Raw genomic sequence first — 25,983 nt, 5'->3', positions numbered from 1 at the left:
TCGGCTGGCAGGACATGCAGACCCTGCTCCGCGTCGTTCTGGAGTCAGCCGAGGAGCGGTTCCGCGTCTCCTCGACCGGGCGTGCCCGCGGGCTTCCCTCTGCGGACCGAGGCTAGTATGGTCGGACCATAAATCGGAGGAGGCCCCATGCGTATCGGACTCTTCGCCACCTGTCTGGGAGACACACTCTTCCCGGAGGCGGTGAAATCCACCGCGGTGCTGCTCGCCCGCCTTGGCCACGAGGTGGTCTTCCCGCCGGATCAGACCTGCTGCGGCCAAATGCACGTCAACACCGGCTACCAGCGCGAACCCGTCCCGCTGGTGCGCAACTTCGCCGAGCAGTTCGGGGACACGTCGATCGAAGCGGTCGTCATGCCGTCCGGGTCCTGCGCCGGTTCGGTGCGCCACCAGCACGAAATCGTCGCCGAGCGGTACGGGGACGCCGCGCTGCGCGCCGGGGTCGCCACGGTCAAGGCCAAGACGTACGAGCTCTCCGAGCTCCTCGTCGACGTCCTCGGTGTCACCCAGGTCGGCGCTTACTTCCCGCACCGGGTCACCTACCACCCCACCTGCCACTCCCTGCGCATGCTCCGGGTCGGTGAGAAGCCGCTGAAGCTCCTGCGCGCCGTCGAGGAGATCGACCTGGTCGAGCTTCCCGAGGCCGACTCCTGTTGCGGCTTCGGCGGCACCTTCGCCGTCAAGAACGCCGAGACCTCCACCGCGATGCTCGAGGACAAGATGCGCAACATCTGCGACACGAAGGCTGATGTGTGCTCCGCCGGGGATTCCTCCTGTCTCATGCACATCGGCGGCGGACTCTCCCGCGTCAAGTCCGGTACACGCACCCTGCATCTCGCGCAGATCCTCGGTTCCACCCGTACAGCGCCGTACGCCCTGATGGAGGCCGCCCGATGAGCACGTTCCTCGGAATGCCCGCCGCCCCGCCCCGTTCCCCGTACGGGACGGGGAACCTGCGTGGCGACCGGAAGTTTCCCGAGGCGGCCCACGACGAACTGCGCAACGACCAGCTACGCCGCAACCTCGGCAGGGCCACCCGCACCATCCGGACCAAGCGCCTCGACGTCACCGGCGAACTCCCGGACTGGGAGCAGCTGCGCGACGCCGGAGCGGCCATCAAGACCGACACCATGAACCGGCTTCCCGAACTCCTGGAACAGCTGGAGCAGAAGGTCACCGAGCGCGGCGGTACCGTCCACTGGGCGCGCGACGGCGTCGAGGCCAACGAGATCGTCACCCGGCTGATCAGGGCGACCGGCAGCAGTGACGTCATCAAGGTCAAGTCGATGGCCACTCAGGAGATCGGCCTCAACGAGCACCTCGAAGCGGCAGGCATCACGCCCTACGAGACCGATCTGGCCGAGCTCATCGTGCAGCTCGCCGACGACAAGCCCTCGCACATCCTGGTTCCCGCGATCCACCGCAACCGCGACGAGATCCGGCAGATCTTCCTCGACGAGATCCCCGGCGTCGACCCGGATCTCGACAACGTGCCCGCGCACCTCGCCGCCGCTGCCCGCGCCTATCTGCGCGAGAAGTTCATGACGACCAAGGTGGCCGTCTCCGGCGCCAACTTCGGTATCGCCGAGACCGGCACACTCACCGTGGTCGAGTCGGAGGGCAACGGCCGGATGTGCCTGACTCTGCCCGACACCCTCATCACCGTGATGGGCATCGAGAAGGTCCTGCCGCGCTATCAGGACCTGGAAGTCTTCCTCCAACTGCTGCCCCGCTCCTCGACAGGCGAGCGCATGAACCCGTACACCTCGATGTGGACCGGCGTGACGCCGGGCGACGGGCCGCAGGACTTCCACCTGATCCTCCTCGACAACGGCCGCACCGCGGCGCTCGCCGACACGATCGGCCGCGAGGCGCTCAACTGCATCCGCTGCTCGGCCTGCCTCAACGTCTGTCCCGTGTACGAACGCGCCGGCGGCCATGCCTACGGATCGACGTACCCTGGTCCGATCGGCGCGGTCCTCACCCCGCAGCTCGCCGGGATGCACGCGGCGAAGAACGACCCCAACAGCTCGCTGCCGTACGCCTCCAGCCTCTGCGGCGCCTGCTTCGACGCCTGCCCCGTGAAGATCGACATCCCCTCGATGCTCGTCGAACTGCGCCACCAGCACACCGAACAGGCCGGAACCACGGCGGAGAAGCTCGCCATGAAGGCCGCCGCCGGTGTGATGAACAAGCCGAAGCTCTTCACCGCGGCGCAGAAGGCCGCCTCCCTCGCCAGGGTCGTCGGCGGACGGGACGGCACGATCTCGCGTCTGCCCGCCCCCCTCAGCGGCTGGAGCGACAGCCGCGACACCGCCGCCCCGCCCAGGCAGTCCTTCCGCTCCTGGCTGGCTTCGGCCGAAGGCGCGGAGGCGATGCGGGCAGCGGCCGACGAGGGCGCCCGGAGCGCGACCGAGGCCCCCGAGGAGGACCAGTGACCACCACTCCCACCGCACGCGAGACGGTGCTCGGCCGGATCAGGGACGCTCTGGCCCTCGCACCCACCCCCGACACCGCGATCCCCCGTGCCTACCGCACCGGCCGCGCACTCCCGGACGGCGACCGTCTCGCGCTCCTGACCGACCGGCTCGTCGACTACAAGGCGCAGGTCCATCCCTGCACGGGGGACCGCACGGCCGAGGTGATCGCGGAGATCCTGCACGAGCGCGGCGCCCGGCGCATCGGTGTCCCGGACGGGCTCGACGAGCGGTGGCTCGGTGCGTACGAAGGTGAGGTCCAGCGGGACTCCGCGGACATTCCCGCACCGAGCCTCGACGCGCTGGACGGCGTGGTGACGGCCTCCGCCGTCAGCTGCGCCGAGACCGGCACGATCTTCCTGGACGGATCACCCGACCAGGGCCGGCGTGCCCTGTCCCTCGTTCCCGACCTCCATGTCTGCGTCGTCGACCTGTCGTCGGTCGTGGCAGGCGTCCCGGAGGCGGTGGCCCGGCTGGTACGGGAAAGGCCGACGACCCTGATCAGCGGTCCGTCGGCGACGTCCGACATCGAACTGGAGCGGGTGGAAGGCGTCCACGGCCCCCGCACCCTCGCGGTGGTGATCCGCACCGACGCCTGAAGCGCGCCGCAGGAGAGACGCGGCCCACCGAGCACCCAGCCCTGGCCGGAACCGAAGCGCTCCTCGAGAGCCTCTCCTCCCTGGCCGCAGCGGGTGCGGCCGAGGCACTCAGGGCAGACTCGCGCGGCCGGCAACCGTTCTCGAGGCGCACTTCGATGACGAGGAACAGCACTCCCTTCCCGCCCTCAGCGGGCATCAGAGCTCATGGACGACCTCCAGCGGCGCGAAGCCGATACGGGTCGTCGCACCGTCATCGGCCCAGCGCACCGCGACCGTCTCCCCGTTCACATCCACCCCGCTCACCGCCGCGGCGAGCGGGCCGGCTTCAAGCTCCCCGCTCAGCGAAGCCAGCGCTACCAGCACCTCGGTCCCCTCCACGTCGGCACCCAGACGGGGCAGCACCGCCCACCGTGTGAACGCCGTGCCGTGCGGGGCCCGTACCTCCTCCGGCTCCTCCCAGCCGTGCAGCCCGTGCAACGCGGAACGCAGAGTGCCACCGGGGTCCGTCGCCCAGCCCGTCTGCTCCGCCCGCGCACCGGCCGGGGCGCCCAGGATCCGGTGCACCCGCAGCTCGTGACGCCCTCGGACGACGGTCACGCTCTCCACACGCAGGCCCGGCCAGGTCGGTGGGCCCTCCGGGAAGACCGGTGTGTGCCAGGACGCCGCCCAGCCCCAGCCGTCGCCGTGACCCGTACCCAGGGGGTGGATGCGGACCCGGCTGCTGCGCGAGCCCGACACCCGTACCGAGAGGTGGTTGTCAGCGGCGTTCGTGGACGCCGTCGGGCCGGTGGCCGTCGAATATGCGAGGCGTGCGTAGAGCGGGTCCGACAGGCCCGCCGTCTCGCCCTCGTGCGGCCGGACATGGTCGCTGCCGTGATTGTGCAGCCGCACGACGCCGTCCGCCCGCGTCGACTGCACCAGCAGCCCCGGCGACGGCAGCGACAGCACCCGGTCCGGGCCCTCGCTCGGGGCGGCCTCCTCGTCCGCCGTCCACAGCGGGTGCTCCGCCGGGGCGAGCAGCGCGACGAAGGCCTTCGACGCCCAGTACGGCGACGACGGCCCGGAGTACACCTGGAGTGTCGCGTCGTGCGGACCGTGCCAGCCGAGGCTCAGCAGACCGTCGTCCCCGGCCGCCCCGCGCTCCAGGAAGTACCGCAGCGACCCGCTGATCAGCCGCCGCGAGACGCCCGGCGCAAGTGGGGTGTAACTGGACACCGCGCCCATCCCGACCGCCGCGCCCGCGGCGAAGCGGTAGGTGAGGGAGCGCCCGAAGTGCAGCGGAGCGCCGTCCCCACCGAACATCAGCGAGAAGCTCTCCAGATGCTCGCTCAGCCGTGCGCCGTAGTGTGCGGAAAGCTCCGCGTCGCCCGACAGATACGCGTCCAGCACGGGATACAGGTGCAAGGCCCAGCCGTTGTAGTGGTCGAAGGCGCGCCCGTCCCCGTCGGCGTACCAGCCCTCGCCGCGGTACCAGACCTCCAGCAGGTCGAGTGCCCGCTGCCGGGCCCGGGCCGTCTCCGCGTCGCCCCGCCCCACCGACTCCAGGAAACCCGCTACGGAGAAAGGGAAGAGATACCAGTTGTTGGGTGCCGGGGAGTGCCGCAGGGCGCCGCGCAGCCACTCCTCGGCGCGGTCCTGAGCCGCCGCGTCCAGCCGGTCCCACAGCCAGGGGCGGGTCAGTCGCAGCCCGATCGCCACCGAGGCCGACTCCACCATCGGCTGGCCGAACACGGTGTGGTCCAGGATCAGCGGCCAGGACTCGGCGTCGTCCCGCCCGGCCGTGCGGGTACCGGTGGTGAGCCCGTCGGCATACCGCTCCAGCCAGTTGTGAGGGTCCTTCCCCTCCGCGCCGGCGACCCGGAACGCGGCGGTGAGGAACGTACGGGCATATCCCTCCAGGCCGTCGGACCGGACCCCGGAGCGGGAGGGCCGGCCCGGCAGGTCGAGGAAGGCACGGCCGGGGGTCGCCCACTTCCAGGCGGCGCCCAGCAGGCCGTCCGCCGTGGCTTCCCAGTGGGCCCGGGTGTAGCCGGTGTACGGGCTCGATGTGTGGTCGTCAGGGGGGAGTTGAAAGGGAGTGGAGGTCATGCGAGGAAGGCCAGCCTTTCGCGTCGTACGGGATGGGCGAAACCGCCGCCGGCGGCCCAGCGGGCGACCTCGCCGACCGCCAGATCGGCCAGCCGCCGCAGCTCGTTGCCCTGGGACCCCGCGAGATGGGGGGTGATGGTCGCGTTGTCGCACCCCCACAGGGGGTGGTCCGCCGGCAGCGGATCGGGATCGGTGACGTCGAGCACCGCCCGGATCCGGTCCGCCCGGAGTGCGTCGGTGAGGGCGTCCTGGTCGACGACCGCCCCCCGGGCGGTGTTGATGAGGACGGCGTCGGGCCGCATCGAGGCGAGGAGCCCGCGGCTGACCAGCCCCGTGGTGGCGGGCAGCAGCGGTGTGTGGACGCTGACCACGTCGCTCTCCGCGAAGAGTCCCGCCAGGGTGACGGGGACGGCACCGAGGGCGGCGGCCTCCTCGTCCGTGACGTACGGGTCGTGGAGCAGCACGCGCAGGTCGTAGGGCCGCAGCAGCTCGATCACCCGGCGGCCGACCAGGGAGGCGGACAGAATGCCCACCGTGCGGCGGTAGTTGCCGACATCGTCCGGTGCGGCGAGCCAGGCGTCGCGCGTGCGGGAGGCCCGGAAGTCCCGGGCCCGTTCCAGGACCCGTTTGCCGGACAGCAGGATCATAGCGACGGTGTACTCCGCGACCGGCAGGGCGTTGGCCGCCGCGGCCGACGACACCTCGATGCCCCTGTCCCAGCAGGCCTCGGTGACATGGCCGCGCACGCTGCCCGCCGTGTGCACGACGGCCCGCAGCGCGGGTGCGGCGGCCAGGACACCCGCGTGGAGCGGCGGGCAGCCCCAGCCGGTGATCAGGACCTCGGTGTCCGCGAGTACGGTCCGGGCCGCCTCGGTCGTGAAGTCGTCGATCGCGGGCCCGGGCGCGAGGGTGCACACGTCGGCCAGCGCTGCCAGGGAGCCGGGGGTGAGCACCGCGGCTGCGGCGTCCGCTCCCATGGCATGCGCGGCGCGCGGACGGCGGTGTGCGGGGGGAGTGCTGGGCATGGTTCTCCTGGTCGGTGGTCCGGCGGAGTGGCGGCTACTTGACGGCGCCCGCCGTCAGCCCCGACCGCCAGAAGCGCTGGAGCAGGGCGAAGGCGAGGATCAGGGGCAGCACCGCGAGCAGCGAGCCCATGATGACGACGGGGTAGTACTCGGGCGATACGGACGAGGAACTGTTCCAGGAGTACAGGCCGAGGCTGACCGGATACAGGTCATGGTCGGAGAGCATCACCATGGGCAGGAAGAAGTTGTTCCAGATGGCTGTGAGCTGGAAGAGGAAGACGGTGACCAGCCCCGGGCCCAGCATGCGCAGCGCCACCCGGAAGTAGGCGGCCAGTTCGCCCGCGCCGTCCATCCGCGCGGCCTCGAGCACTTCGTCGGGCACGTACCCCTGGCTGAAGATCCGGCCGAGGTACACCCCGAACGGGTTGAACAGGACGGGGATGAAAACCGCCCAGAAGGTGTTCACCAGGCCGGTGCCGGAGGCCATCAGGTAGAGCGGCAGGGCGAGCACCGTCTGCGGCACCATGACGGCGGCCAGCACCAGGCCGAACAGCTTCTCCTTGTGGGCGAAGCGGTACTTGTCGAAGGCGTAGCCGCACGCGATGCTGATCAGCGCCCCGAGGGCCGCGCCGAGTACCGCGTACAGCAGGCTGTTGCCGTACCAGCGCCCGTACAGCCCGCCGTCCATGGCGAAGAGGTCCTTCATGTTCTGGACGAAGGAGAAGTCGCTCAGCGACAGGATGTTGCTGCTGAACAGGGCGTCCCTGTCCTTCGTCGCGGCGAGCACCAGCCACAGCACCGGCAGCAGGGTGTACAGCACCGAGATGAAGACCACCAGATTGACGACGGAGCGCCCGAGGAGCCGGGGGCGCAGGGGTGAGGCGGGGCGGGATGCGGTCGACGTACTCATCGGGAGCCCTCCTCGGCAGCGTTGGCGCGGTTGGTCCAGCGGGTGACACCGTAGGAGAGGGCGATCGTGCACAGGAGCAGAACCACCGAGGCGGCTGCCGCAAGACCGTAGTTGTTGCGGGTGAAGGCGGCGTCGTAGATGTACATGCTGGGGGAGAAGCGCGAGTTGATCATCGGGGTCGACTGGCTGAGCAGCATCGGCTCGGTGAAGAGCTGCAGCGCGAAGATGAGGGTGAACATCGCCACCATCACGATCGACGAGCGCACCAGCGGTGCCTTGACCTGCAGCGCCGTCCGGACGGGGCCCGCGCCGTCGACGACCGACGCCTCGATCACCTCGCGGGGGACCGCCTGCAGGGCGGCGTAGAACACGACCATGTTGTAGCCGAGGTTGCTCCACAGTGCGATGTTCACGATGGACGGGAGCACCGTGTGCACCCCGAGGAAGTCGATGGTGATGTCGGCCCTGCCGAGCAGGTCGATGACAGGGCTGATGCCGGGGGTGTAGAGATACAGCCAGATCAGGGCCGCGATGATGCCCGGCACGGCGTGCGGCAGGAACAGGGCGAGCTGGACGGTGCCCCGCAGGCGGACCACGCCGGAGTCGAGCAGCAGCGCCAGTGCGAGGGCACCGATCACCATCAGCGGGATGTAGACCAGGCAGTAAAGGGCGACGACGCCGAGACCGCCGAGGAAGGTCGGGTCCGTCAGTACGGCGGTGTAGTTGCGGAGCCCCGCGAAGACCGTGCGCTCCGGGCCGAAACCGAGTCCGGGCTGGTCGTCGCTGAAGAAGCTCAGATGGACGGCGGTGGCGACCGGGATCAGGAAGACGGTCGCCAGGAGGACGAAGAACGGCGTCATCAGGACGCCGCAGGCGCCGAGTTCACGCCGTCGGGTGGTCCTGCGGGCCGTGGGCGCGGGGGCGGCGTCGGCCTGGTTTCTGGGTGACGGCCGCGCGGGGGCGTCCGCCGGGACGGATACGGGGGTGGCGCTGGTCATGGGTGTCACCTGCCTCTCTGCTGCTGGGAACGGCGGTCGCCGGTCAGGTGGAGTGCTGAGTGGTGGAGAGGCCGAGCGCCTTGAGGTCGGGCATCGTGCCCTCCTGTGCCGCCCGGACCGCGCCGAGGATGGAGCCCCGGCCTCCGCTCGCCCGTGCCAGCCCGTCCTTCATGAGCTTGCCGGTGGCCGTCATCCGCGGGCCCCAGACCCAGCCGGGCCGGATCTTCAGGGCCTCCTGCTCGAAGAGGCTGTAGATGTCCTGGCCGCCGTAGTAGGCGCGGTCGAAGGCCTTGCGGCCCACCTCGACCAGCCCGGGTGCGGCGGGGTACTGGCTGCTCGCGCCGCTGGAGAGCCGGGCCCGCAGGGCGTCCGGGTGCGAGACCTGCCACTCGATGAACTCCATCGCGGCCTCCGGGTGCGCACTGTCCTTGGTGACCGCGAAGGTCGAACCTCCATGGGTCCCGACACCGGGGTCGGCCGGGTCCCACTGGGGGAGCGGCGCGAGCGCCCACCGGCCTTTCTGGCCCGGACGGGCTTTCATCTGGGCACCGGCGTCCCACGCACCGCTGAGCCGGCTGAGGACCAGGCCGTTCTCGATCTGCATGTCGCTGTGCCGGCTCTCCACCGCGTTCATGAAGACCAGGTCCTCGTCGGTCAGCCGCTGCCAGAAAGCGGACACGCGACGGGTCGGTGCGTCGGCCAGCGAGACGTTCCAGGCGCCGCCCGCCGTGCCGAACCACTGAGCGCCCGCCTGCCAGGCGAACGCGGCGAGATGCGTGTCGCCGTCCGTCGGGAAGAGCGCCATCCGGCGGTCATCGCTCTTGCGTCGTACGGTCCTTGCCGCGTCCTCGAAGTCCGACCAGGTACGCGGAACGGTCAGGCCGTACCGCTCGAAGAGGTCGGCGCGGTAGTGCAGCGTCATCGGCTCTATGTCGAGCGGGACGCTGAAAACCCGCTTCTCGAAAGTCGTCAGCCCCAGCGCCTGTGGCAGCAGTTTGGCACGCAGGCCGTCGCTCACCAGGCCCGTGATGTCGCGGCAGACTCCGTCGATGGCGAAGCCCGGGACCTGGGGATACTCGAGGGTCGCGACGTCAGGGGCGTTGCCGGCCCGTGCCGCGTTGCTGAGCTTGGCGTAACCGCCCTGAGTCCCCGAAGGAACCTGCTGGTAATCGACCTGAATGGTGGCGTGCCCGCGGTTGAACGCATCCACGACCTCCTGACTGCCCCGGAGGGCGGACCAGAAGGTGATGCGTGTCTTCCCGCTGTTCACGGTTTTGCCGGTACTGCTCGTACCGCCCGATCGTGTGTCTCCGCCACCGCCTCCGCAGGCGCTGAGCGCGCCTGTCAGAGGCAGTGCGGCGATCGTGGCGAGCACGGATCGACGGCTCTGTCGACCAGGCATGTGCGCCTCCCGCGGCTCCTGATTCGAGACACGGGGAATACTGATCGCCTGATCGATATCGGTCAATAGACCGATCAAAAGAAGCTAGAAGTGTTCAAACGATCAGTCAGCCGGACGGGGTACCACCTGGGTCGATCCGCGCACTTCGATGCGGGGCAGAAGCTCCACCCTGCGCACCGGACCGGTGGCACCGGCCGGTTGCGCCAGCCGGTGCAGAAGGAGCTCGGCCGCCGCCCGTCCGATCTCGGCCCTGGGTGGGGCGACCGCGGTGAGAGAGGTGCTGCCCAGGGCCGCCAGGAGATCGTCGTACGCCACCACCGAGCAGTCCCGCGGTACCCGGATCCCCTTCTCCGTCAGCCGCTGGACCAGCATCAGGGCCTCCTCGTCGCCGTGCAGGACGGCACCGGTCGTACCGCGTTCCCGCAGCAGCGCCGCCAGATCCGGGACCGTCTCGAGCCTGCCGGGCCCCTCGGGCCCCGCGCTGGGGGAGCTGAGCACCACCGACCAGTCCTCCACCTCGGGCCGGGCGGCGGCTATCTCGCTGAAGGCGGCCCGGATGGAACGCGCGGTCGGGCTGTCGTTCCTGGCCGCCAGCACGAGCCGGCGGTGGCCCAGCGAGACCAGGTGGTCCACCGCCAGGTGGATCCCGTACCAGTGGTCGGAGCACACCGTGTCCATGGCGTGCAGCGCACTGCCGGGCCGGGGCCGCCGCTCCATCAGGACGGTCGGCACCTCCACCTCGGCCAGCCAGCCGTAGTCCGCCTCCTCCCCGGCGACGCTGCGCCACCGCGGGGCGATCAGCAGACCGCGCACGCCGGCGGCCAGAGCCCGTTCCACCTGCGGCCGTTCGGCTCCTGCCAGCTGCGGCGCGATGTGCAGGGTGATCCGGACCCCGGCCTCCTCCAGGGCGGTCCTGGCGCCGTGCAGGGTCTCGTAGAGGTATGAATGCCGTTCCGGGACGACCAGGGCGATCGCGGCCCCGTCCCCGTCCCCGGCCGGATCGCCGCCCCGGGCGGCCGGCACGGCAGTCCGCGCGGTGTCGCCCATCGCGCGGACCACCCCGTGCCCGCGCCGCAGCATCCCCGTTCTGGCCAGCTCCTCCACGTCCCGCCTGAGCGTGACCGCCGAGACGTCCAGTTCGGCGGCGAGCGAGCTCACCTTGACGGCTCCCCGCGCCTGCACCACCGCGAGAATGCGCTTCCGCCTCAGCTCAACCGGCTCCCGCATGCTGGCCCCCTTGCCTACCGCTGTGCGATGTTCGTTTGAACGTTTTCATGAGCGATCGCAGCATAGCGACGGACCCGTACTCCGCATGGCCAGGACGTCGATCCGCCGAAAGGGAGATGTGTCTACCATCTGAACGGAATGGACACCATCACACTCTGGCAACTGGCCGCGCTCGCGGCGGCATCCACGCTCGTCGGCATCTCGAAGACGGCGGTCAGCGGTGCCAATACGATCAGCCTCGCGGTCTTCGCGGCCGTCCTCCCGGCCCGCGAATCGACCGGTGTGCTGCTCCCGATCCTGATCGCCGGCGACATCATCGCCGTCCTGGTCTATCGCCGCCACGCCCACTGGCCGACCCTGCTACGGCTCTTCCCCGCCGTCGCCGTGGGTGTGATGGCAGGCACCTTCTTCATGATGTGGGCCGACGACGACGCCGTACGAACCTCGATCGGCGCGATTCTGCTCTTCATGGCCGGCGTCACCCTCTGGCGCCGAAGGGAACGGCCCCAGTCGGCTCCGAAAGGGGAGGGCGCGGACGGCCCCTCGCGGGGCGGGCGCCTGAAGGCCCGTTGGTACGGGGCACTCGGCGGGTTCACCACCATGGTCGCCAACGCGGGCGGCCCCGTGATGTCGCTCTATCTGCTGTCGGCGGGATTCCGCAAGCTGGGCTTCCTCGGGACGTCGGCGTGGTTCTTCCTGATCGTCAACACCTCCAAGGTGCCCTTCAGCGTAGGACTCGGCCTCATCGACGCGCAGTCGCTGCTGCTGGACGCCGCCCTGGTTCTGTTCGTCATCCCGGGCGCCTACCTGGGCCGCGCCTGCGTCGGCCGGATCAACCAGAAGCTCTTCGACCGGATTGTGATCGGAGCCACCGTCCTGGGCGGTCTCCAGCTGTTGCTGCACTGAAGACCGCCCGGGGGAGGTGCCGTCAGACGATGCCCTCGGCGATCTCCGCCTCCTCGCGGGCGTTCCCGTACGCGGACGGAGTGCTGTACGTACGGCGCGCGACGAACCACCACACCGTGGCAAGGACCAGAACGGCGACCAGTGCGATCGACGCGTAGTTCATCGAGTCGATCGTCACCGGAGACGACTGGGGCAGCAGGAAGAGCACGGTCACGATGACGACCCAGACCACGGCGATCCAGCCGATCGGCTTCGACCAGCGGCCCAGATGCCAGGGGCCGCGCTCGAAACGGTCACCGGCGCGCAGCTTCAAGTAGATCGGGATGGCGTACGCCGGAGTGATCCCGATGACGTTGATCGCCGTCACCGCGCCGTACGCGGTCGCGGAGTAGAGCGACGGCACGGCGAGCAGGGCGGCGACACAGACCGCCAGCCACACGGCGGGCACCGGGGTCTGGGTGCGCGCGCTCACCTTGCGCCACAGTGCGGAGCCCGGCAGCGCGTTGTCGCGGCTGAAGGCGAAGACCATCCGGCTCGCGGCGGCGACCTCGGCGTTGCCGCAGAACAGCTGCGCCGCGATGACGATCAGCAGCATGGCGGTGGCACCCGCCGTGCCCAGCGCGTCGATCAGGATCTGGGCGGGCGGGACCCCGGTGGCGCTGTTCTGCGTACCCGCGTAGTCCTGGATGGCGAAGGTCAGTCCGGCCAGCAGGACGAAACCCGCGATCCAGGAAACCCAGATCGCCCGGACGATGCCCTTGGCAGCCGTCACCGACGCGTTGGACGTCTCCTCGGACAGATGGGCGGAGGCGTCGTAGCCGCTGAAGGTGTACTGCGCCAGGAGCAGTCCGATCGCCGCCACATAGAGTGGATTCTCCCAGCCCGTGTCGTTGACGAACTCAGTGAAGACGAACGACGGCGACTGGTGGTTCGCGGGCACGATGGCCAGCACCGTGACGATCACGGCGACACCGGCCAGATGCCACCAGACACTGATCGAGTTGAGCACACTGACCAGGCGCACGCCGAAGAGGTTCAGCACGGCGTGCAGCAGCAGAATGCAGAGAAAGATCACCATGGTGGATCCGGGAGTGGGATCGAACCCCCACTGCAGATTGAGCAGGGCGCCCGTGAACAGCGCAGCGCCGTAGTCGATGCCGGCGATCGCGCCCAGTAGGCCGAGGAGATTCAACCACCCTGTGTACCAGCCCCATTTACGGCCGCCGAGCCGGTCGGCCATGTAGTAGAGGGCCCCCGACGTCGGATACGCGCTGGTGACTTCGGCCAGGGCCATTCCCACGCAGAGCACGAACAGGCCGACACCGGCCCAGCCCCAGAGCATCACGGACGGGCCGCCGGTCGACATGCCGAAGCCGTACAGCGTCATGCACCCGGAGAGGATCGAGATGACGGAGAAACTGATCGCGAAGTTACCGAAGCCGCCCATGCGGCGGGCGAGCACCGGCTGATAGCCGAGCTCGCGCAGCCGCTGCTCTTCGTCCTTCTGCGGCGCGGGCTCCGTGCCCGACGGGGTCGACGCGGATATGGGCATGGAGATGACCTCCAGGTGGGGGAGGGGCGGGAGGGTAGTACGCGGGGACGCGGAGCGGGGGCCGGCCGGTCAGCCGTGCGGTGGTTCCCTGCCGGGCTCGTGCTCGGCGGTCAGGCAGCGGCTCCGGGCCCGCAGGAACACGTCCTTGGCGCCGGCCGGACCCCGCCCGGTACGGGTGCGGTGGGCCCAGGGGAGCGACGTGTAGTACGGGCCCATCGCCCGGAACACCGGTGCGGCGTCGGCGAACCGGAGCGAGCCCCACAACGCGTGGGCCAGATGGTTGAGATCGAGCAGGGACCGGGCCGCCGGGGCCGCCGCGGTGAACCAGACGCGCAGGGCGCGCAGGGCGTCGCGCTCACCGTCCTCGGTGACCCAGTGCAGTTCCAGTGCCTGCTCGTTGCCGTGCTCGCGGCGGTAGCGCTCCACCCGGACGTACAGCGGCAGCACATGGAGCGCGGAGCCCTCCGGAGCGGAAGAAGCCGCCCACTGGACGAAGTTGACCACCTCGGAGAGCGTGCCGTTCGCCTGCCTCGCATAGACGAACTGCAGCATCCGGTGATAGGCCTCGCGGTTGAACGGGTCGCGCTTGTCCGCCTCCGCCAGCAGCCCCCACGGCCCGGGGAACAGCATCGGGCCGGGCGGCGGCAGACGGTGCTCCTCAAGACGCTGTCCCTCGTCGAGCTGGGAGAGCGCGAGGAGACAGACCCAGGGCACCGGGTCGGCGGGCGAGGCGTGCGCGGCCGAGCGGCACCCCTCCCACGCCTCCTGCCACAGCTTCTGGGCGCCCGGGTGGCTCTCCCGGTGGGCACGGACGGCCCGTTCCACGGTCACCCGGGCGCGCATCACCGTGGCCGCCACACTCCGCGGCTCCTCGGAGAGCCAGGCGTCCACCGTGTCGGAGCCCGCCGCCACGGCAGCGAGGACCTGGGTCCGCTGGGTCCACAGCGCCCAGTCCGGTGTGCTCTCCAGCAGATCCCGCATGGCGAGCCAACGGCCGGTACGCAGATCCTGCAGCGCCACACGTAACGCGTGATCGTGTCCCGCGGGGTGGTAGACCGGCCGGAACTCACCGGTGGCCATGTACGCGCCCCGCCCCTGAACACGCGTGAAGGGCGGGGCGGAAAGCCGGGCACAGTTGCACGGCGCAGGTTTTTCTCGACATGAATCCTCAAGGAGTGTGGGGGGTTCGGCCGTTCGGTCGTGAACCACCGGTGGTCATCGTCCGGTTGTCCACTGGGCGGTGAGTGTAGAGCGCCGCACGCCCACATTCCGGCTACTTTGCGGATCTTATTCAAGTAGCTCTTTACAACGGATGTCGACCTCTTCCGAGCGCTCCGGACGGGATGTCCTGAAGAGGGTTGACGCGGGGCACGGTCTGCACGACTGTGGGCCCAGGGGCCAGATGATCACGATTCCGCCCGGGTCCGGGCGGTCCGCACGGCTGGAGCGTCGATTGACAGGACCAGTACTCGCCATCGACCAGGGGACGTCCGGGACCAAGGCGCTGGTGATCTGTCCCGACCGGGGGGTGATCGGTTCGGGCTCGGCGCCCGTGCGCCCGCGGTACGGCGCCGGAGGCCTCGTGGAGGCCGATCCCGCCGAGCTGATCGGGTCGGTCCTCGACGCCGGCCGGGAGGCGGTGGCGGACGCCGCCGAACCCGTGGCGGCCGTCGGCCTGGCCAACCAGGGCGAGACGGTGCTGGCCTGGGACCCCGCGACCGGCCGGCCACTGACCGACGCCGTGGTCTGGCAGGACCGGCGCGCGGAAGGGATCTGTGACGGTCTCGCCGCGCACGGGGAAGAGCTGAAGCGGCTCACCGGGCTGCCCCTCGATCCGTACTTCGCGGCCCCCAAGATGGCGTGGATGCGCCGTGAGCTGACCCGGGACGGGGTCGTGACCACCAGTGACTCCTGGCTGGTCCACCAGCTGACCGGAGCCTTCGTCACAGACGCCGCCACCGCGGGACGCACCCAGCTGCTCGACCTCCACGACGTCGGCTGGTCGCCCGCCGCACTGGAGATCTTCGGCCTGTCCGACGAGCGGCTGCCCACCGTCGTCGACTGCGCCGGACCGGTCGGCACCACCACCGGGTTCGGCGGCGAAGTCCCCCTGACCGGCCTCCTCGTCGACCAGCAGGCAGCCTTGCTGGCGCAGGGCGCTCTGGAACCGGGCCAGGCCAAATGCACCTACGGCACCGGCGCGTTCCTCCTCGCCCAGACCGGCCGCCGGCCCAGCACCGGCTCCACCGGCCTGGTCAGCTGTGTCGCCTGGCGCCTCGGCGGGCAGACGGACTACTGCCTCGACGGCCAGGTCTACACAGCCGCCTCGGCCGTACGCTGGCTCACCGACCTCGGGGTGATCTCCGGGGCGGCCGACCTCGACGCGGTGGGCGCCTCGGTCCACGGCACCGGCGGAGTCACCTTCGTGCCCGCGCTCGCCGGCCTCGCCGCTCCCTGGTGGCGCAGCGACCTGCGCGGCTCCCTGACCGGCCTCGGCCTCGACACCACCGCGGGCCACCTGGTCCGTGCCCTCTGCGAGGGCATCGCCGCGCAGGTCGTCGCCCTGGCCGACGCCGTCGCGTCCGACCAGGGCGCCCCGCTGACCGCTCTGCGGGTCGACGGCGGTCTGACCCGCTCCTCCCTGCTCATGCAGACCCAGGCGGACCTGCTGCAACGGCCGGTCGAAGTGTCGGCGTTGACCGATGTGACCGCGCTCGGTGCCGGCATGGTGGCCAGGCTCGGCCTCGAACCGCAGCTGCCGCCGAGCGGGGCGGCCCCTGAGTGGCGGCCCTCCGCCGTGTACGAACCACGGATCGGCCCCGAGGAGGCGTCGGAGCGCCTCGCGCGCTTCCGTGCGGCGGTGGACAGCCTGCTCGAGCACGCGTGACCGTCACCACGACCGGCCCCCTGTTCTCGGAGAAGGGCGCGGACGGCACGTAGGGCGTCACCGTCGTCGGCGCCGGCGGCGTGGGCACGGCCATCGCCCGCGAACCGGCCCGCTACCACCTGCGCACCGCGCTGATCGACGCCGTCGACGACATCGGCGACGGCACGTCGAAGGCCGACTCCGCGATTCTGCACACCGGATTCGACGCCGTCCCCGGTTCGCTGGAGGCCAGCCTCGTACGCGGGGCAGGAACTCCTCCTTGCCTACGCCGCCGAGACCGGCGACCCGGTCGAGAGGGCCGGCGGGACCGGCTCAGGGGATGAGCAGCCAGTCCGCGCCGACGGCCGCCACCAGTCCGGCGCCCAGCAGCCAGCTGCCGAGCCGGGTGCGGCCGTTCCTGCTGAGCTCGATCACCACACCGCAGAGGATGAGCGCGAGTCCGTAGACCCCGACGACCAGGACCGACGAGCGGCTCGCTATCCGCAGGGCCAGGACGACGGCCATCGCCGCCATGCCCAGCGAGGAGAGCACGATCCGCAGCTGTCGCGCCTGACGTGGCGTGAGTCTCCGCTCCCGCACTGCGGAATCGGGTAGCGCCGGTACCGCCGCAGGGCCGTCGCCGGGTTCCTGCTCCTGCTCCTGGTGCCGATCCTGGTCTGAAGTGCTCATGACGCCGGATCGTAACGGCTGCGCACCGCGACGCTCACCGGACCGGGGGATCACCCGGCGGTCAGGGATCAGGCGATGGACGCCGACACGATGGCGGACACCGCCAGGTTGCATGCCGCCGTCACCCACACCGCCGGGTGCGGCTCCCGCTCCACCAGCGTGGCCCCCAGCTTGCCGGGCGTGACCAGGTCCACGACGAGGAAGGCCACAGCCATCATGATCAGACCGAGCAGCCCGAACGCGGCCGTCGAGGCGAGTCCCTTGCCGAAGTCCTCGTACGTCGTCCAGATCGACGTGAACACGATGCCGCCGATGCCCAGCAGCGCCGAACTCAGGACCAGCGCGGCGTTGCGATTGCGCTCCTCCCATATCTGGCGCCCGAGCTTGCCCGGCGTCAGGGCGTCGATGAGGAATATGCCGAGAACGAGCAGTACGACGCCGAGGGCCCCGTATGCGGTGGCACGGCCGAGGCCGTTGATGATGTCGGTCATCGGGGCGTCCGTCTCCTGAGCGAGTTGTCGAAGAATTGGAGCGTGAGCGTGACGGGCGCGATCAACACGCCATCAAGAAGGAGCAAAACCTATCGCACGTACGTGCCTACTTCCCGGGCCGGTCCCCTCGCAGCAACCACGGTGCCTCGGCCGCCGCGTCCACGACGCCGGCGCCTTCGTTCCCGGCCCCCGCTCCCTCGCGTCCCGCAGGCTCCACGCGACCGGCCAACTCCGTTGCCCAGCTGATCAGTCCGCCCACCCCGATCCCGTGCGGATCCGATGCCAGGAACCCCTCGACGGCGGCGGCGCCCCGCCTCAACAGTCGTGCCCCGCCTGCGGTGTTGCCCCGGGCGGCATGGGTCAGTCCCACCGCCATCTGGGCGAGGCCCCGCCAGAGCTCGCGCTCCGCGTCCGGTCCCGACTTCCAGGCGTCCTCGAACACCTCATGGGCATGGAACGGCATGCCCGCGTCCAGCAGACGCTGGGCCTCGCGCACCGTCCCGTCGGGGGAGCGGACCACCCCCTCGGGCTGCCGCTCCACTCCCGGAGTCCCGTACGGCAGGGGGCGCCCCAGCCCGTCCCGGGGGCGCGCATTGCGCGCCCGCCCTTCCTCGTCACGGTCCCTGCGCGATTCGTCCACCCTCCGATTGTGCCTCGCACCTGCGGAGAACCGCGGTAACCCTGTCCTTGGGCACCCGCGCGCGGATAGGCTCGGTGCTCTCCGCAACCACCCTGGGAAGGGGAGGCATGAAGCCGTCCCGGCCGTTGTACGAGCGAGAAACGGAACTCGCAGCCGCACGAAAGGCGTTGGACGCCTTGTGCGGCGGGCAAGCGGCGGGCGGGCTGCTGGTCTTCAGCGGCGAAGCCGGCATCGGCAAGACCGCCCTGCTCGCAGAGATCCAGGCCATGGCCGCCGACCGCTGCACCATCTGGTCCGCACGCGGCGGCGAGACGGTCACCTCGGTGCCGTTCCACGTCGTACGCCAGCTGCTCCAGCCCGCGCTGGACCGGTTACCCGCCGACGAGGCCCGTGCCCTGTTCGGCGACTGGTTCGAGATCGCCGCACCCGCTCTGGGCCTCACGAGCCCCGTCGGCCCGCAGGCCGACCCGCAAGGTGTCAGGGACGGCCTCGACTACGTCGTGTCCCGGCTCGCTTCCCGCCTCAGCCACCGGCCGCTGCTCCTGATAGTGGACGACGCACACTGGGCGGACGGTGAATCCCTCGCCTGGCTCGCCGGTTTCACCGCGCGGCTGTCCGAACTGCCCCTGCTGGTCGTCCAGGCGCACCGCCCCCAGGAGCTCGCCGACCGTAACGCCGACTGGGCCGTCGCCCGCGCCCCGGATCGCGGCGCCACCGCGGTCCACCCGGCGCTGATCAGGGTGGCACTGCGCGCACTCACCCCCGACGCCACGGCAGACCTGGTGCGCGCCGGCCTGGGCGACCACGCGGACGATCCCTTCTGCCGCGAGGTCTGGGCCGTCACCGGAGGCAATCCGTACGAAGCGGTCGAACTCGTCGCCAAGGCGCAGGACCGTGAACTGGCACCGGTCGAGGAATCCGCCGGTCTGCTGCGCGAGCTCGGCGCGTCGGCCCGGGGCAGCGGGCTCGTCGCCCGCCTCGAACGCCTGGGCACCAATGCCAACCGCTTCGCCTGGGCGGCAGCCGTGCTGGGCACCGAGATCTCCCAGGATCTCGCCGCGACGCTGGCCGGCATGAGCTCGGCGGAGGCCGCCGACTGCACGGCCCGGCTGCGGGACGCCCGTATCGTCAGCGGCTTCGACCCGCTGGAATTCGTCCATCCGCTCATCGCCACCGCCGTCTACCGCTCCATCCCGCCGGCGACCCGCACCGCCATGCACGGCCGTGCGGCCTGGGCGATCACCCAGGCCGGACTCGGGGTCGCGGCGGCCTCCCGCCATCTGCTCGAAGTCCACCCGGACGACGACCAGGAGCTGGTCGCGCAGCTGCGCGAGGCAGCACGGCAACACCTCGCGGTCGGTGCGCCGGAGGCCGCCAGACGTTGCCTCGAACGCGCCCTGGAGGAGCCGCCGCGGCCCCGCCACCGAGCGGTTCTGCTGTACGAGCTGGGCTGCGCCACGCTGCTCTCCTCACCGGCCACCACGGTGCAGCACCTGCGCGCCGCGCTCGACACGCCGGGGCTCGCCGAGACACTCCGGATCGACGCCACCTTCCGGCTCGCCGCCGCCCTGTCCCACAACAACCAGCTCAAGGACGCGGCGCTCTCGCTCGCGGCCGAGGCCTCCCGCACGGCACCCGGACCCGGCCTGATGCGTCTCCAGGCCGCGCACTTCCTGTGGGAGGGCATGCAGGCCACGGAGGACGACGGCCCCGCACGGTCGGCCCGCCTCGCCCGCAACGCAAATCACCTCAAGGGCCGCGACAACGCCGAGCGCGCCCTCCTCACCCTGCGGGCCTTCGACGCCATGCTCCGTGGCGAGAACGCCCAACTCGTCACCGGCTTCTGCGAACGCGCACTCGTCGACGGAAGGCCGGCGCGTGGGCTGGGCTGGACCGACTCCGAATGGGGCTTCGAACTCCCCGCGATGGTAGGCATCACCTACGCGTTCACCGACCAGCTCGACCGGGCCGAGGCACTCTTCGGTGAGGCTGTGCGCGCCTTCGAGATCTCCGGCTGGAGCGGCGCGCACCTCGCGTTCTCCCACACCCTCCTGGGCCTCGTGCACCGCAGGCGCGGCCGTCTCGCCGAGGCGGAGGGCTTCCTGCGCGAAGGGCTGCGCCTCGCCGACCGGGCCGGCAGCGGACTGCCCGTCCACTGGGACGCCACCTGCCTCCTCGTCGACACCCTCCTCGCCCGAGGCCGGACGGCGGAGGCCCGGCTGGTCGCCGACCGCTACGGCTTCGGCCCGCCCTACCCCAGCGCGATGGTCCTGCCGGACGCCCCGTGCGTACGCGGACGTCTGCTGCTGGCCGAAGGGCGCACCAAGGAGGCCGTGGCCGAACTGGAATCCGCGGGGGCGGCTCTGGAGCCACGAGGCCGGTTCAACGGCGTCTGGGCGCCCTGGGCCGGGGACCTCGCCCGCGCTCTCGCCGACACCGACCCGGTCCGCGCCGCCGGGCTGGCCGCCCGGGCGCGCGTCCACGCGGAACGCTTCGGCACGGACACGGCGATCGGTGAGGCCCTGCGCTGCGTAGCCCTCTTCGCACCCGAGGAGGAGGCCACCCACCTGCTGGCCGAGGCCGTGCGCCACCTCGAAGCATCCTCGTCCGCTTACGAGCACGCCATGGCCCGCTTCGAGTACGGCACCGCGATCCGTTCCCAGCAGGAGGTCGCCCGCGCCCAGAAGCTGGCCACCGCCTGCGGCGCGGAGGGACTGGTGACCCGCGCCCAGCAGGAACGGGCGTCGATCCGGTCCTCGGAGTGAGGTAATGTTTGTTCTGCGCAGCCCCCCGGGAACACCGGGGAGGAACGCATCGGGACGTGGCGCAGCTTGGTAGCGCACTTGACTGGGGGTCAAGGGGTCGCAGGTTCAAATCCTGTCGTCCCGACTGGAGACAGTCGCAGGTCAGGGCCGGTTTCGGAGCAATCCGAAACCGGCCCTTGGCCATTCTTGGGTACCGGCGCCCTTGACCGTCATCAGCGGGTGGGGACGATCGGGCTCGGCGGTAGGCGGGCGCTTCGGCGGCCGGTGCGCCGCGGTGACCTGGACCCACTGCATGCCGACACAGTGAAGCTGCGTATGCCGGCTCGCGCCATACACGTCCACCCTGGGCACCGTCACGGGCCTGCACATACACGTACAGGTACCAGGGCGTCAGGATGATGCCGTCGTTCCAGTTGATCTCCTCGCCGAAGTGGTCGGTGTATCCCCAGTCGTACACAGGCGCCTTGAGGGCACGTCGCCGATGTTGTCGCCCTCCTTCGACTGGCCCTCTGTCAGGTGCCGTGCAGGGTGCGCGGGAAGGCGCCGTATCGGGCGGAGTCAGCGAACAGCTCCCGGCGCGCCCTCGGTGGCGGCCAGGGAGGCGAGCAGGCGAAGTCCTTCTTCGCTGGGCGAGCCGGGTTCGGCGGTGTAGATGGTCATGCTGAGTCCGGGTTCTGCGGCCATCTCCAGCACCTCGTAGGCGAGAGTGAGGTCACCGACCGCTGGGTGGTGGAACCGCTTGGTGCCGGTCCCGTGGCGGCGGACGTTGTGGGCGCCCCAGCGGGTGCGGAAGGCCTCGCTGCGGGTGGACAGCTCCCCGACAAGGTCGTGCAGATCCTTGTCGTGGGGGTCGCGGCCGGCCTCACGGCGCAGGATGGCCACCGCCATGTCCCCGAACAGCTCCCAGTCGGGGTAGACACGGCGGGAGGCCGGGTCGAGGAAGTTGAAGCGGGCCAGATTGCCCTGGTTGCGGGAGTCGGCGAAGAGGTCGGTGTAGAAGGCACGGGCGAGCGGGTTGGCGGCGAGGATGTCCGTCCGGCCGTTGCACACGACCGCGGGCCCCGCTGTGATCGCGTCCAGCGTCCACTGCAGGCTCCGGTGGGGGCTCCACTGCCTGGCGGTCCGGCGCGGGGGACGTGCGAGGGTGCTGGAGCCGTCGGCCGCCTGAGCCAGGTGGAGAAGGTGGGCGCGCTCCGCGTCGTCCAGCTGCAGGGCGCGGGCGACGGATTCGAGCACGGCAGGGGAGACGCCGGCGAGGCTGCCCCGCTCCAGCTTCGCGTAGTACTCCACGCTCACGTCGGCCAGTGCCGCGACCTCGCTCCGGCGCAGCCCGGGCACACGCCGCCGGGACCCGGCGGGCAGCCCGGCCTGCTCCGGGGAGATCTTCGCTCGCCGCGAGGTCAGGAACTCGCGGACCTCCTCGTGGTTGTCCATATTCCCGACCGTACGGCCTGTGTGACGCGGGAGGGATGTACTGCTGGTACACCCCTCGCTGGTAACTCGCTCACCCCACGGAAACGCGGTTCCCTGGAGAACGTGGCATTTCCCGGCTGCGGCGCCTCGGCGTGGCCCCCGGCAACTGCCCGCCCGGGACTCGGCCCGGTGGCCGCGATGCCGCCCCCGTGCGCCCGGTACGCGACCGTACGGGCACCAGCGGCCCGCCCCTCCAGTACGTAAGGAACCCCTCATGCGCGGCGCAGTGATCCATGCCCCCGGCGATGTTCGCTTCGGGACCCTGGACGACCCGAAGATCCTCCACCCGACCGACGCGATCATCCGTACCGCCGTCTCCTGTGTGTGCGGCTCCGACCTGTGGCCCTACCGTGGCCTGGAGCCGATCGGTGATCCGCACCCCATGGGGCACGAGTACGTCGGCTTCGTCGAGGAAGTCGGCAGCGAGGTCACCTCGGTCAAGCCGGGCCAGTTCGTGGTCGGCTCGTTCGCGACCTCGGACAACACCTGCGCGAACTGCCGAAACGGCTTCCAGTCCAACTGCCTGCACCGGGAGTTCATGAGCACCTGCCAGGCCGACTACATACGCATCCCCAACGCCCAGGGCACGCTGGTCGCCACCGACGAGGTGCCGGACGAGGAGCTGTGGCCCAGCCTGCTGGCCGTCTCCGACGTCATGGGTACCGGCTGGTGGGCAGCCGACGCCGCCGAGGTGAAGCCCGGCTCGACCGCCGTGGTGGTCGGCGACGGCGCGGTCGGCCTGTCCGCCGTGATCGCGGCCAAGGAGATGGGCGCGGAGCGGATCATCGCCATGAGCCGCCACGAGTCCCGCCGGAAGCTGGCCCGCGAGTTCGGCGCCACCGACATCGTCACCGAGCGCGGCGACGAGGGCATCGCCCGGATCAAGGACCTCACCGACGGGATCGGCGCCGATGCGGTGCTGGAGTGCGTCGGCACCGCACAGGCGATGCAGCAGGCCCTGTACTCGGCGCGGCCCGGCGGCAACGTCGGATTCGTCGGCGTCCCCCACGAGGTCGCCATCGATGGCCAGGAACTCTTCTTCTCCCACGTGGGCCTGCGCGGCGGCCCCGCCCCCGTGCGCCGCTACCTTCCCGATCTCATCGACCGTGTCCTGTCGGGCCGGATCAACCCGGGCCAGGTCTTCGACCTCACCCTCCCCCTGGACCAGGTCGCCGAAGGCTACAAGGCCATGGACGAGCGCCGCGCCATCAAGGCACTCCTCAGGCCCTGACCGCGCGCCTCCCGCCCGGTGCAGAGCGCCACCACCCCGCGACAATCACAGACGAGGAACAACCGTGCAGATCACCCGAAGCTCGATCAACACCGTCAAGGGCCCGGCCGACTGGTTCACCGGCGACGTCTACATCGATCCCGTCGCCGCCGCACCAGCGCCGTCCCGGGTCACCGCCGCCCTGGTGCACTTCATGCCCGGCGCGCGCACCCACTGGCACCGCCACCCGCTGGGCCAGACCGTCTTCGTCACCGAAGGGGTCGGCCTGTGCCAGCGCCGGGGCGGGCCTGTCGAGGTCATCCGCCCCGGCGACCGCGTCCTGTTCGAGGCCGACGAGGAGCACTGGCACGGCGCCGCGCCCAACCGGCTGATGGTCCACCTGGCGATCAACGAAGGTGATGACGACCACGATGTCGTCCACTGGCTGACTCCCGTCACCGACGAGGAGTACACCGCCGCCCCGCCCGTCAACTGACCCCGATCCCCGATCCGACTGTCTCCGCTGAGCAAGAAACGCTGTCCGACGTGGTACGCATCACCGCCGTGAAACCGTCAAGTGGCAGCAACGAGGCTGCGGCTTCCTGCACGGAGGCCACCGCCTCGCGGCAGGTCAGGCACCGCCGCGAAGGGGGCCTGGCAGTACCCGGAACGAGCGCGCCTCCCCCACCGGCCTGACCTGCGGTTTCCTCGCGGAGCGGACGGGCGGCTTCTGCCACACGGAGACGTGTGATCTGCTGGAGGCGGTGAAAGGCGTTTCGTTCCAGTCGGCCCAGCGCTCGGACAGTTCCAGGCCGGCGAGCTTGGCCATCAGGTCGAGCTCGGACGGCCAGACATACCGATGAGGTGAAAGGAACGTGGAACCTCGGCCGTCCGCGACGGTGTAGTGGTGCGAGACCAGATGTTGGTTGACCAGGTCATACGTGTCGAATCCGACGTGCTGGTCGCCGATGTGGAACGGTCGGGCGGTCTCGCCGGGCGGCAGACGCTGCAGTTCGGGGACGAACACCTCGATCACAAAACGGCCGTCCGGCTCGAGGTGTCTCGCGGCGTTACGGAAGCACGCGACCTGTTCGTCCTGGGAGAGCAGGCAGGTGATGGCGTTGTAGACGAGGTAGACCAGGCTGAACGTCCCCGATGCCTGAGAGGCCGTCATGTCTCCGACGGTCACGGCCACATCATCGCCCCGGGGCTTCTTACCGAGCTCCCGGGCCATAGGCTCCGACTTCTCGATTCCGGCCACTCGCACGCCTCGCGCGCTCAGCGGAAGTGCGACGCGGCCGGTTCCCACCGCGAACTCCAGGGCTTGGCCACGCCCCGCACGGCGCTCGAGGAAGTCAACCGTGGGATCCAGGACTTCGGACACGTACATGTGCTCCGACGACTCGTCGTAGCTCTGTGCTACCTGCTCGTTCCACACGTCAGCATCCATGGTGCCGAAGAATGACACGCTGCCAGGCACACCAGCCACTGAGTTTCCGCTGTCGCGAACGCCTCCCCGGTCTCACGGGGAACCGGCTGTAGCTGCATCGGAAGCCCCGGTCGCATGCATCGGAGTTCGGGGCCGTCCGGAGGATTCCGAAACGGCCCCGATGGTTACCGGGATCCGGCGCGCCCCCCTATTCCTGGCCGCGCAGTCGTGCTTCCGCGCGGCCGTCGATGACCCGGGTCTCGAAGGCCGGCTGTGCCGCGGTCGCCGGCCCCCGGACGTTCCAGCCGTCGGACAGACGGAAGACACTGCCGTGCCACGGGCAGCGCACGCAGCCGTCGGTGACCTCACCCCCGGACAGCGGGCCGCCCAGGTGACTGCACATGTCGGCGAGCGCGTGCACCTGCTCGCCGCTCTCGCGTACGACCACGACGGGCACGTCGTCGATGTACCGGCGGACGGCCTCGCCGATGGGAAGTTCGACGACGGCGCCGATCTCGTGCCACCCGGGCTTCACCAGGTCCTGCACCGCTTCGGCGTGGTTGGCTCCCGAGGCCTGCCGGTACGCCAGGTGACCGCCGATGGCCCCGCCGATTCCCACGACCGAGAGCCCCGCGAACCCCAGTGTCTTACCGAGACAGGTACGCCCGCGCGCGCGGGCCGTGAACGACCCGGCGTACAACGCCACGGCGGTGATGTTCGCCGCCGCGTGTACGAAGCCGACGCGACGGTGGCGGTGCTGCAGCTCGGCCCAGTCGACCCAGCCCGCCACGGCGGCCGGGCCGGCGGTGCCGAGGCCGACGCCGATGAGGACGCAGGACGCCCGGCGCTGCCCGGGCAGGAAGTCGAGTACCGCCGCGGAGAGCCAGCTGCCGATCGGGACCTGCACCAGCAGGGGATGCACGGGATGGCCCAGCCAGCGGCCGTGCAGCAGGTCGCGCAAGGGTCCCAGCGGGGCGGCCTGGACCGTGTCCCGGACCCGGTCGATGACACCGTCGAGCGCGGTGGTGTGCTCCAGACGGTGCATGGCCCGGAGGATCCTGCCAGGGCCCAGAGGCGACGGCAGCAGGCGCTTCGCCGCTTGCGAGGCCGTGCCGCCGTCGGAGGTGTGACTACCTACTTCAGACATTTCGCTCATATGGGGCGGGTATCCATTGTGGGCGCCGGGAAACAGCTGCACGCCGTTGTCATTCGATTGC

Annotated in this window: 21 protein-coding genes, 1 tRNA gene and 2 pseudogenes; 10 read left to right on the top strand and 14 right to left on the bottom strand. The window is 70.6% G+C overall.

What is annotated here, in order from left to right:
• Positions 1-147 precede the first annotated feature (147 nt).
• Genes ACWD04_RS30965 through ACWD04_RS30955 form a run of 3 tightly spaced genes read left to right on the top strand, consistent with a single transcriptional unit; the run spans position 148 to position 3,094 of the window.
• Positions 148-915, top strand: a complete 768-nt coding sequence (locus ACWD04_RS30965) for a (Fe-S)-binding protein (RefSeq protein ID WP_451137059.1) — start codon at positions 148-150, stop codon at positions 913-915.
• Positions 912-2,456, top strand: a complete 1,545-nt coding sequence (locus tag ACWD04_RS30960) for a lactate utilization protein B (RefSeq protein ID WP_451137058.1) — start codon at positions 912-914, stop codon at positions 2,454-2,456. The genes ACWD04_RS30965 and ACWD04_RS30960 overlap by 4 nt, the downstream gene beginning before the upstream one ends.
• Positions 2,453-3,094: a LutC/YkgG family protein gene (locus ACWD04_RS30955; protein WP_451137057.1), complete on the top strand. Its 642-nt coding sequence runs from the start codon at positions 2,453-2,455 to the stop codon at positions 3,092-3,094. The genes ACWD04_RS30960 and ACWD04_RS30955 overlap by 4 nt, the downstream gene beginning before the upstream one ends.
• 195 nt (positions 3,095-3,289) lie before the next feature.
• On the opposite strand, the gene ACWD04_RS30950 is transcribed toward ACWD04_RS30955, so the two are convergent.
• The 6 genes from ACWD04_RS30950 to ACWD04_RS30925 all read right to left on the bottom strand — a co-directional run bounded on the left by ACWD04_RS30950 (position 3,290) and on the right by ACWD04_RS30925 (position 10,744).
• On the bottom strand, positions 3,290-5,182 hold the full coding sequence (locus ACWD04_RS30950; RefSeq protein ID WP_451137056.1) for a DUF2264 domain-containing protein: 1,893 nt from the start codon (positions 5,180-5,182) through the stop codon (positions 3,290-3,292).
• The gene (locus ACWD04_RS30945; protein WP_451137055.1) at positions 5,179-6,207 is read right to left on the bottom strand and encodes a hydroxyacid dehydrogenase; all 1,029 of its coding nucleotides are present in this window, start codon (positions 6,205-6,207) and stop codon (positions 5,179-5,181) included. The genes ACWD04_RS30950 and ACWD04_RS30945 overlap by 4 nt, the downstream gene beginning before the upstream one ends.
• A 34-nt stretch (positions 6,208-6,241) precedes the next feature.
• A complete protein-coding gene (locus ACWD04_RS30940) occupies positions 6,242-7,117 on the bottom strand; it encodes a carbohydrate ABC transporter permease (RefSeq protein WP_451137054.1) in 876 nt (291 codons plus the stop codon).
• Positions 7,114-8,115 carry a carbohydrate ABC transporter permease gene (locus ACWD04_RS30935; protein ID WP_451137053.1) on the bottom strand — a complete coding sequence of 334 codons (1,002 nt, stop codon included), beginning with the start codon at positions 8,113-8,115 and terminating at the stop codon, positions 7,114-7,116. Before ACWD04_RS30935 ends, ACWD04_RS30940 begins: the two co-directional genes overlap by 4 nt.
• 43 nt (positions 8,116-8,158) lie before the next feature.
• A complete protein-coding gene (locus ACWD04_RS30930) occupies positions 8,159-9,517 on the bottom strand; it encodes an ABC transporter substrate-binding protein (protein WP_451137052.1) in 1,359 nt (452 codons plus the stop codon).
• Between the two features lie 102 nt (positions 9,518-9,619).
• Positions 9,620-10,744: a substrate-binding domain-containing protein gene (locus ACWD04_RS30925; RefSeq protein ID WP_451137051.1), complete on the bottom strand. Its 1,125-nt coding sequence runs from the start codon at positions 10,742-10,744 to the stop codon at positions 9,620-9,622.
• A gap of 138 nt (positions 10,745-10,882) precedes the next feature.
• Here ACWD04_RS30925 and ACWD04_RS30920 point away from each other — a divergent pair, with 138 nt between their 5' ends.
• The gene (locus tag ACWD04_RS30920) at positions 10,883-11,650 is read left to right on the top strand and encodes a sulfite exporter TauE/SafE family protein (RefSeq protein WP_451137050.1); all 768 of its coding nucleotides are present in this window, start codon (positions 10,883-10,885) and stop codon (positions 11,648-11,650) included.
• A 22-nt stretch (positions 11,651-11,672) separates the two neighbouring features.
• Here the strand turns inward: ACWD04_RS30920 and ACWD04_RS30915 are convergent, their stop codons facing one another.
• Together ACWD04_RS30915 and ACWD04_RS30910 are read right to left on the bottom strand one after the other, a co-directional pair.
• Entirely contained in the window at positions 11,673-13,202 is a 1,530-nt protein-coding gene (locus ACWD04_RS30915; RefSeq protein WP_451137049.1) for an amino acid permease, read from the bottom strand.
• Positions 13,203-13,271: 69 nt separating this feature from the next.
• On the bottom strand, positions 13,272-14,282 hold the full coding sequence (locus ACWD04_RS30910) for a hypothetical protein (RefSeq protein WP_451137048.1): 1,011 nt from the start codon (positions 14,280-14,282) through the stop codon (positions 13,272-13,274).
• Positions 14,283-14,655: 373 nt separating this feature from the next.
• Here ACWD04_RS30910 and ACWD04_RS30905 point away from each other — a divergent pair, with 373 nt between their 5' ends.
• Positions 14,656-16,089 (top strand): FGGY family carbohydrate kinase, encoded by a 1,434-nt coding sequence (locus ACWD04_RS30905; protein ID WP_451137047.1) that lies wholly within the window; start codon positions 14,656-14,658, stop codon positions 16,087-16,089.
• Positions 16,086-16,392 (top strand): annotated as a pseudogene (locus ACWD04_RS30900) (FAD-dependent oxidoreductase); the annotation flags it as partial. The gene ACWD04_RS30905 and the pseudogene ACWD04_RS30900, both read left to right, overlap by 4 nt.
• A 9-nt stretch (positions 16,393-16,401) precedes the next feature.
• Here the strand turns inward: ACWD04_RS30900 and ACWD04_RS30895 are convergent.
• The 3 genes and pseudogenes from ACWD04_RS30895 to ACWD04_RS30885 form a co-directional block, all read right to left on the bottom strand.
• Positions 16,402-16,662: pseudogene (locus ACWD04_RS30895) on the bottom strand (hypothetical protein); the annotation flags it as partial.
• Positions 16,663-16,826: 164 nt separating this feature from the next.
• A complete protein-coding gene (locus ACWD04_RS30890; RefSeq protein ID WP_031100772.1) occupies positions 16,827-17,249 on the bottom strand; it encodes a DUF350 domain-containing protein in 423 nt (140 codons plus the stop codon).
• 106 nt (positions 17,250-17,355) lie between these two features.
• Positions 17,356-17,889, bottom strand: a complete 534-nt coding sequence (locus tag ACWD04_RS30885) for a DUF309 domain-containing protein (RefSeq protein ID WP_451137046.1) — start codon at positions 17,887-17,889, stop codon at positions 17,356-17,358.
• Positions 17,890-17,996: 107 nt separating this feature from the next.
• Here ACWD04_RS30885 and ACWD04_RS30880 point away from each other — a divergent pair, with 107 nt between their 5' ends.
• The gene (locus ACWD04_RS30880) at positions 17,997-20,654 is read left to right on the top strand and encodes an ATP-binding protein (protein ID WP_451137045.1); all 2,658 of its coding nucleotides are present in this window, start codon (positions 17,997-17,999) and stop codon (positions 20,652-20,654) included.
• A 50-nt stretch (positions 20,655-20,704) separates the two neighbouring features.
• Positions 20,705-20,778: transfer RNA gene (locus ACWD04_RS30875), tRNA-Pro, on the top strand.
• 434 nt (positions 20,779-21,212) lie between these two features.
• Here the strand turns inward: ACWD04_RS30875 and ACWD04_RS30870 are convergent.
• Positions 21,213-22,088, bottom strand: a complete 876-nt coding sequence (locus ACWD04_RS30870; RefSeq protein ID WP_451137044.1) for a helix-turn-helix transcriptional regulator — start codon at positions 22,086-22,088, stop codon at positions 21,213-21,215.
• A gap of 253 nt (positions 22,089-22,341) precedes the next feature.
• Here ACWD04_RS30870 and ACWD04_RS30865 point away from each other — a divergent pair, with 253 nt between their 5' ends.
• Positions 22,342-23,358, top strand: coding sequence for a zinc-dependent alcohol dehydrogenase family protein (locus ACWD04_RS30865; RefSeq protein WP_451137043.1), 1,017 nt, complete (start codon positions 22,342-22,344; stop codon positions 23,356-23,358).
• Between the two features lie 64 nt (positions 23,359-23,422).
• Entirely contained in the window at positions 23,423-23,833 is a 411-nt protein-coding gene (locus ACWD04_RS30860) for a (R)-mandelonitrile lyase (RefSeq protein WP_451137042.1), read from the top strand.
• A gap of 135 nt (positions 23,834-23,968) precedes the next feature.
• On the opposite strand, the gene ACWD04_RS30855 is transcribed toward ACWD04_RS30860, so the two are convergent.
• Together ACWD04_RS30855 and ACWD04_RS30850 are read right to left on the bottom strand one after the other, a co-directional pair.
• Positions 23,969-24,787: a class I SAM-dependent DNA methyltransferase gene (locus ACWD04_RS30855; RefSeq protein WP_451137041.1), complete on the bottom strand. Its 819-nt coding sequence runs from the start codon at positions 24,785-24,787 to the stop codon at positions 23,969-23,971.
• Positions 24,788-24,974: 187 nt separating this feature from the next.
• Positions 24,975-25,811 carry a Rieske 2Fe-2S domain-containing protein gene (locus ACWD04_RS30850; protein ID WP_451137040.1) on the bottom strand — a complete coding sequence of 279 codons (837 nt, stop codon included), beginning with the start codon at positions 25,809-25,811 and terminating at the stop codon, positions 24,975-24,977.
• Between the last annotated feature and the right edge of the window lie 172 nt (positions 25,812-25,983).

The organism is Streptomyces sp. NPDC002911, from assembly GCF_053591835.1.
This window is presented reverse-complemented; position numbering and strand designations above follow the sequence as displayed.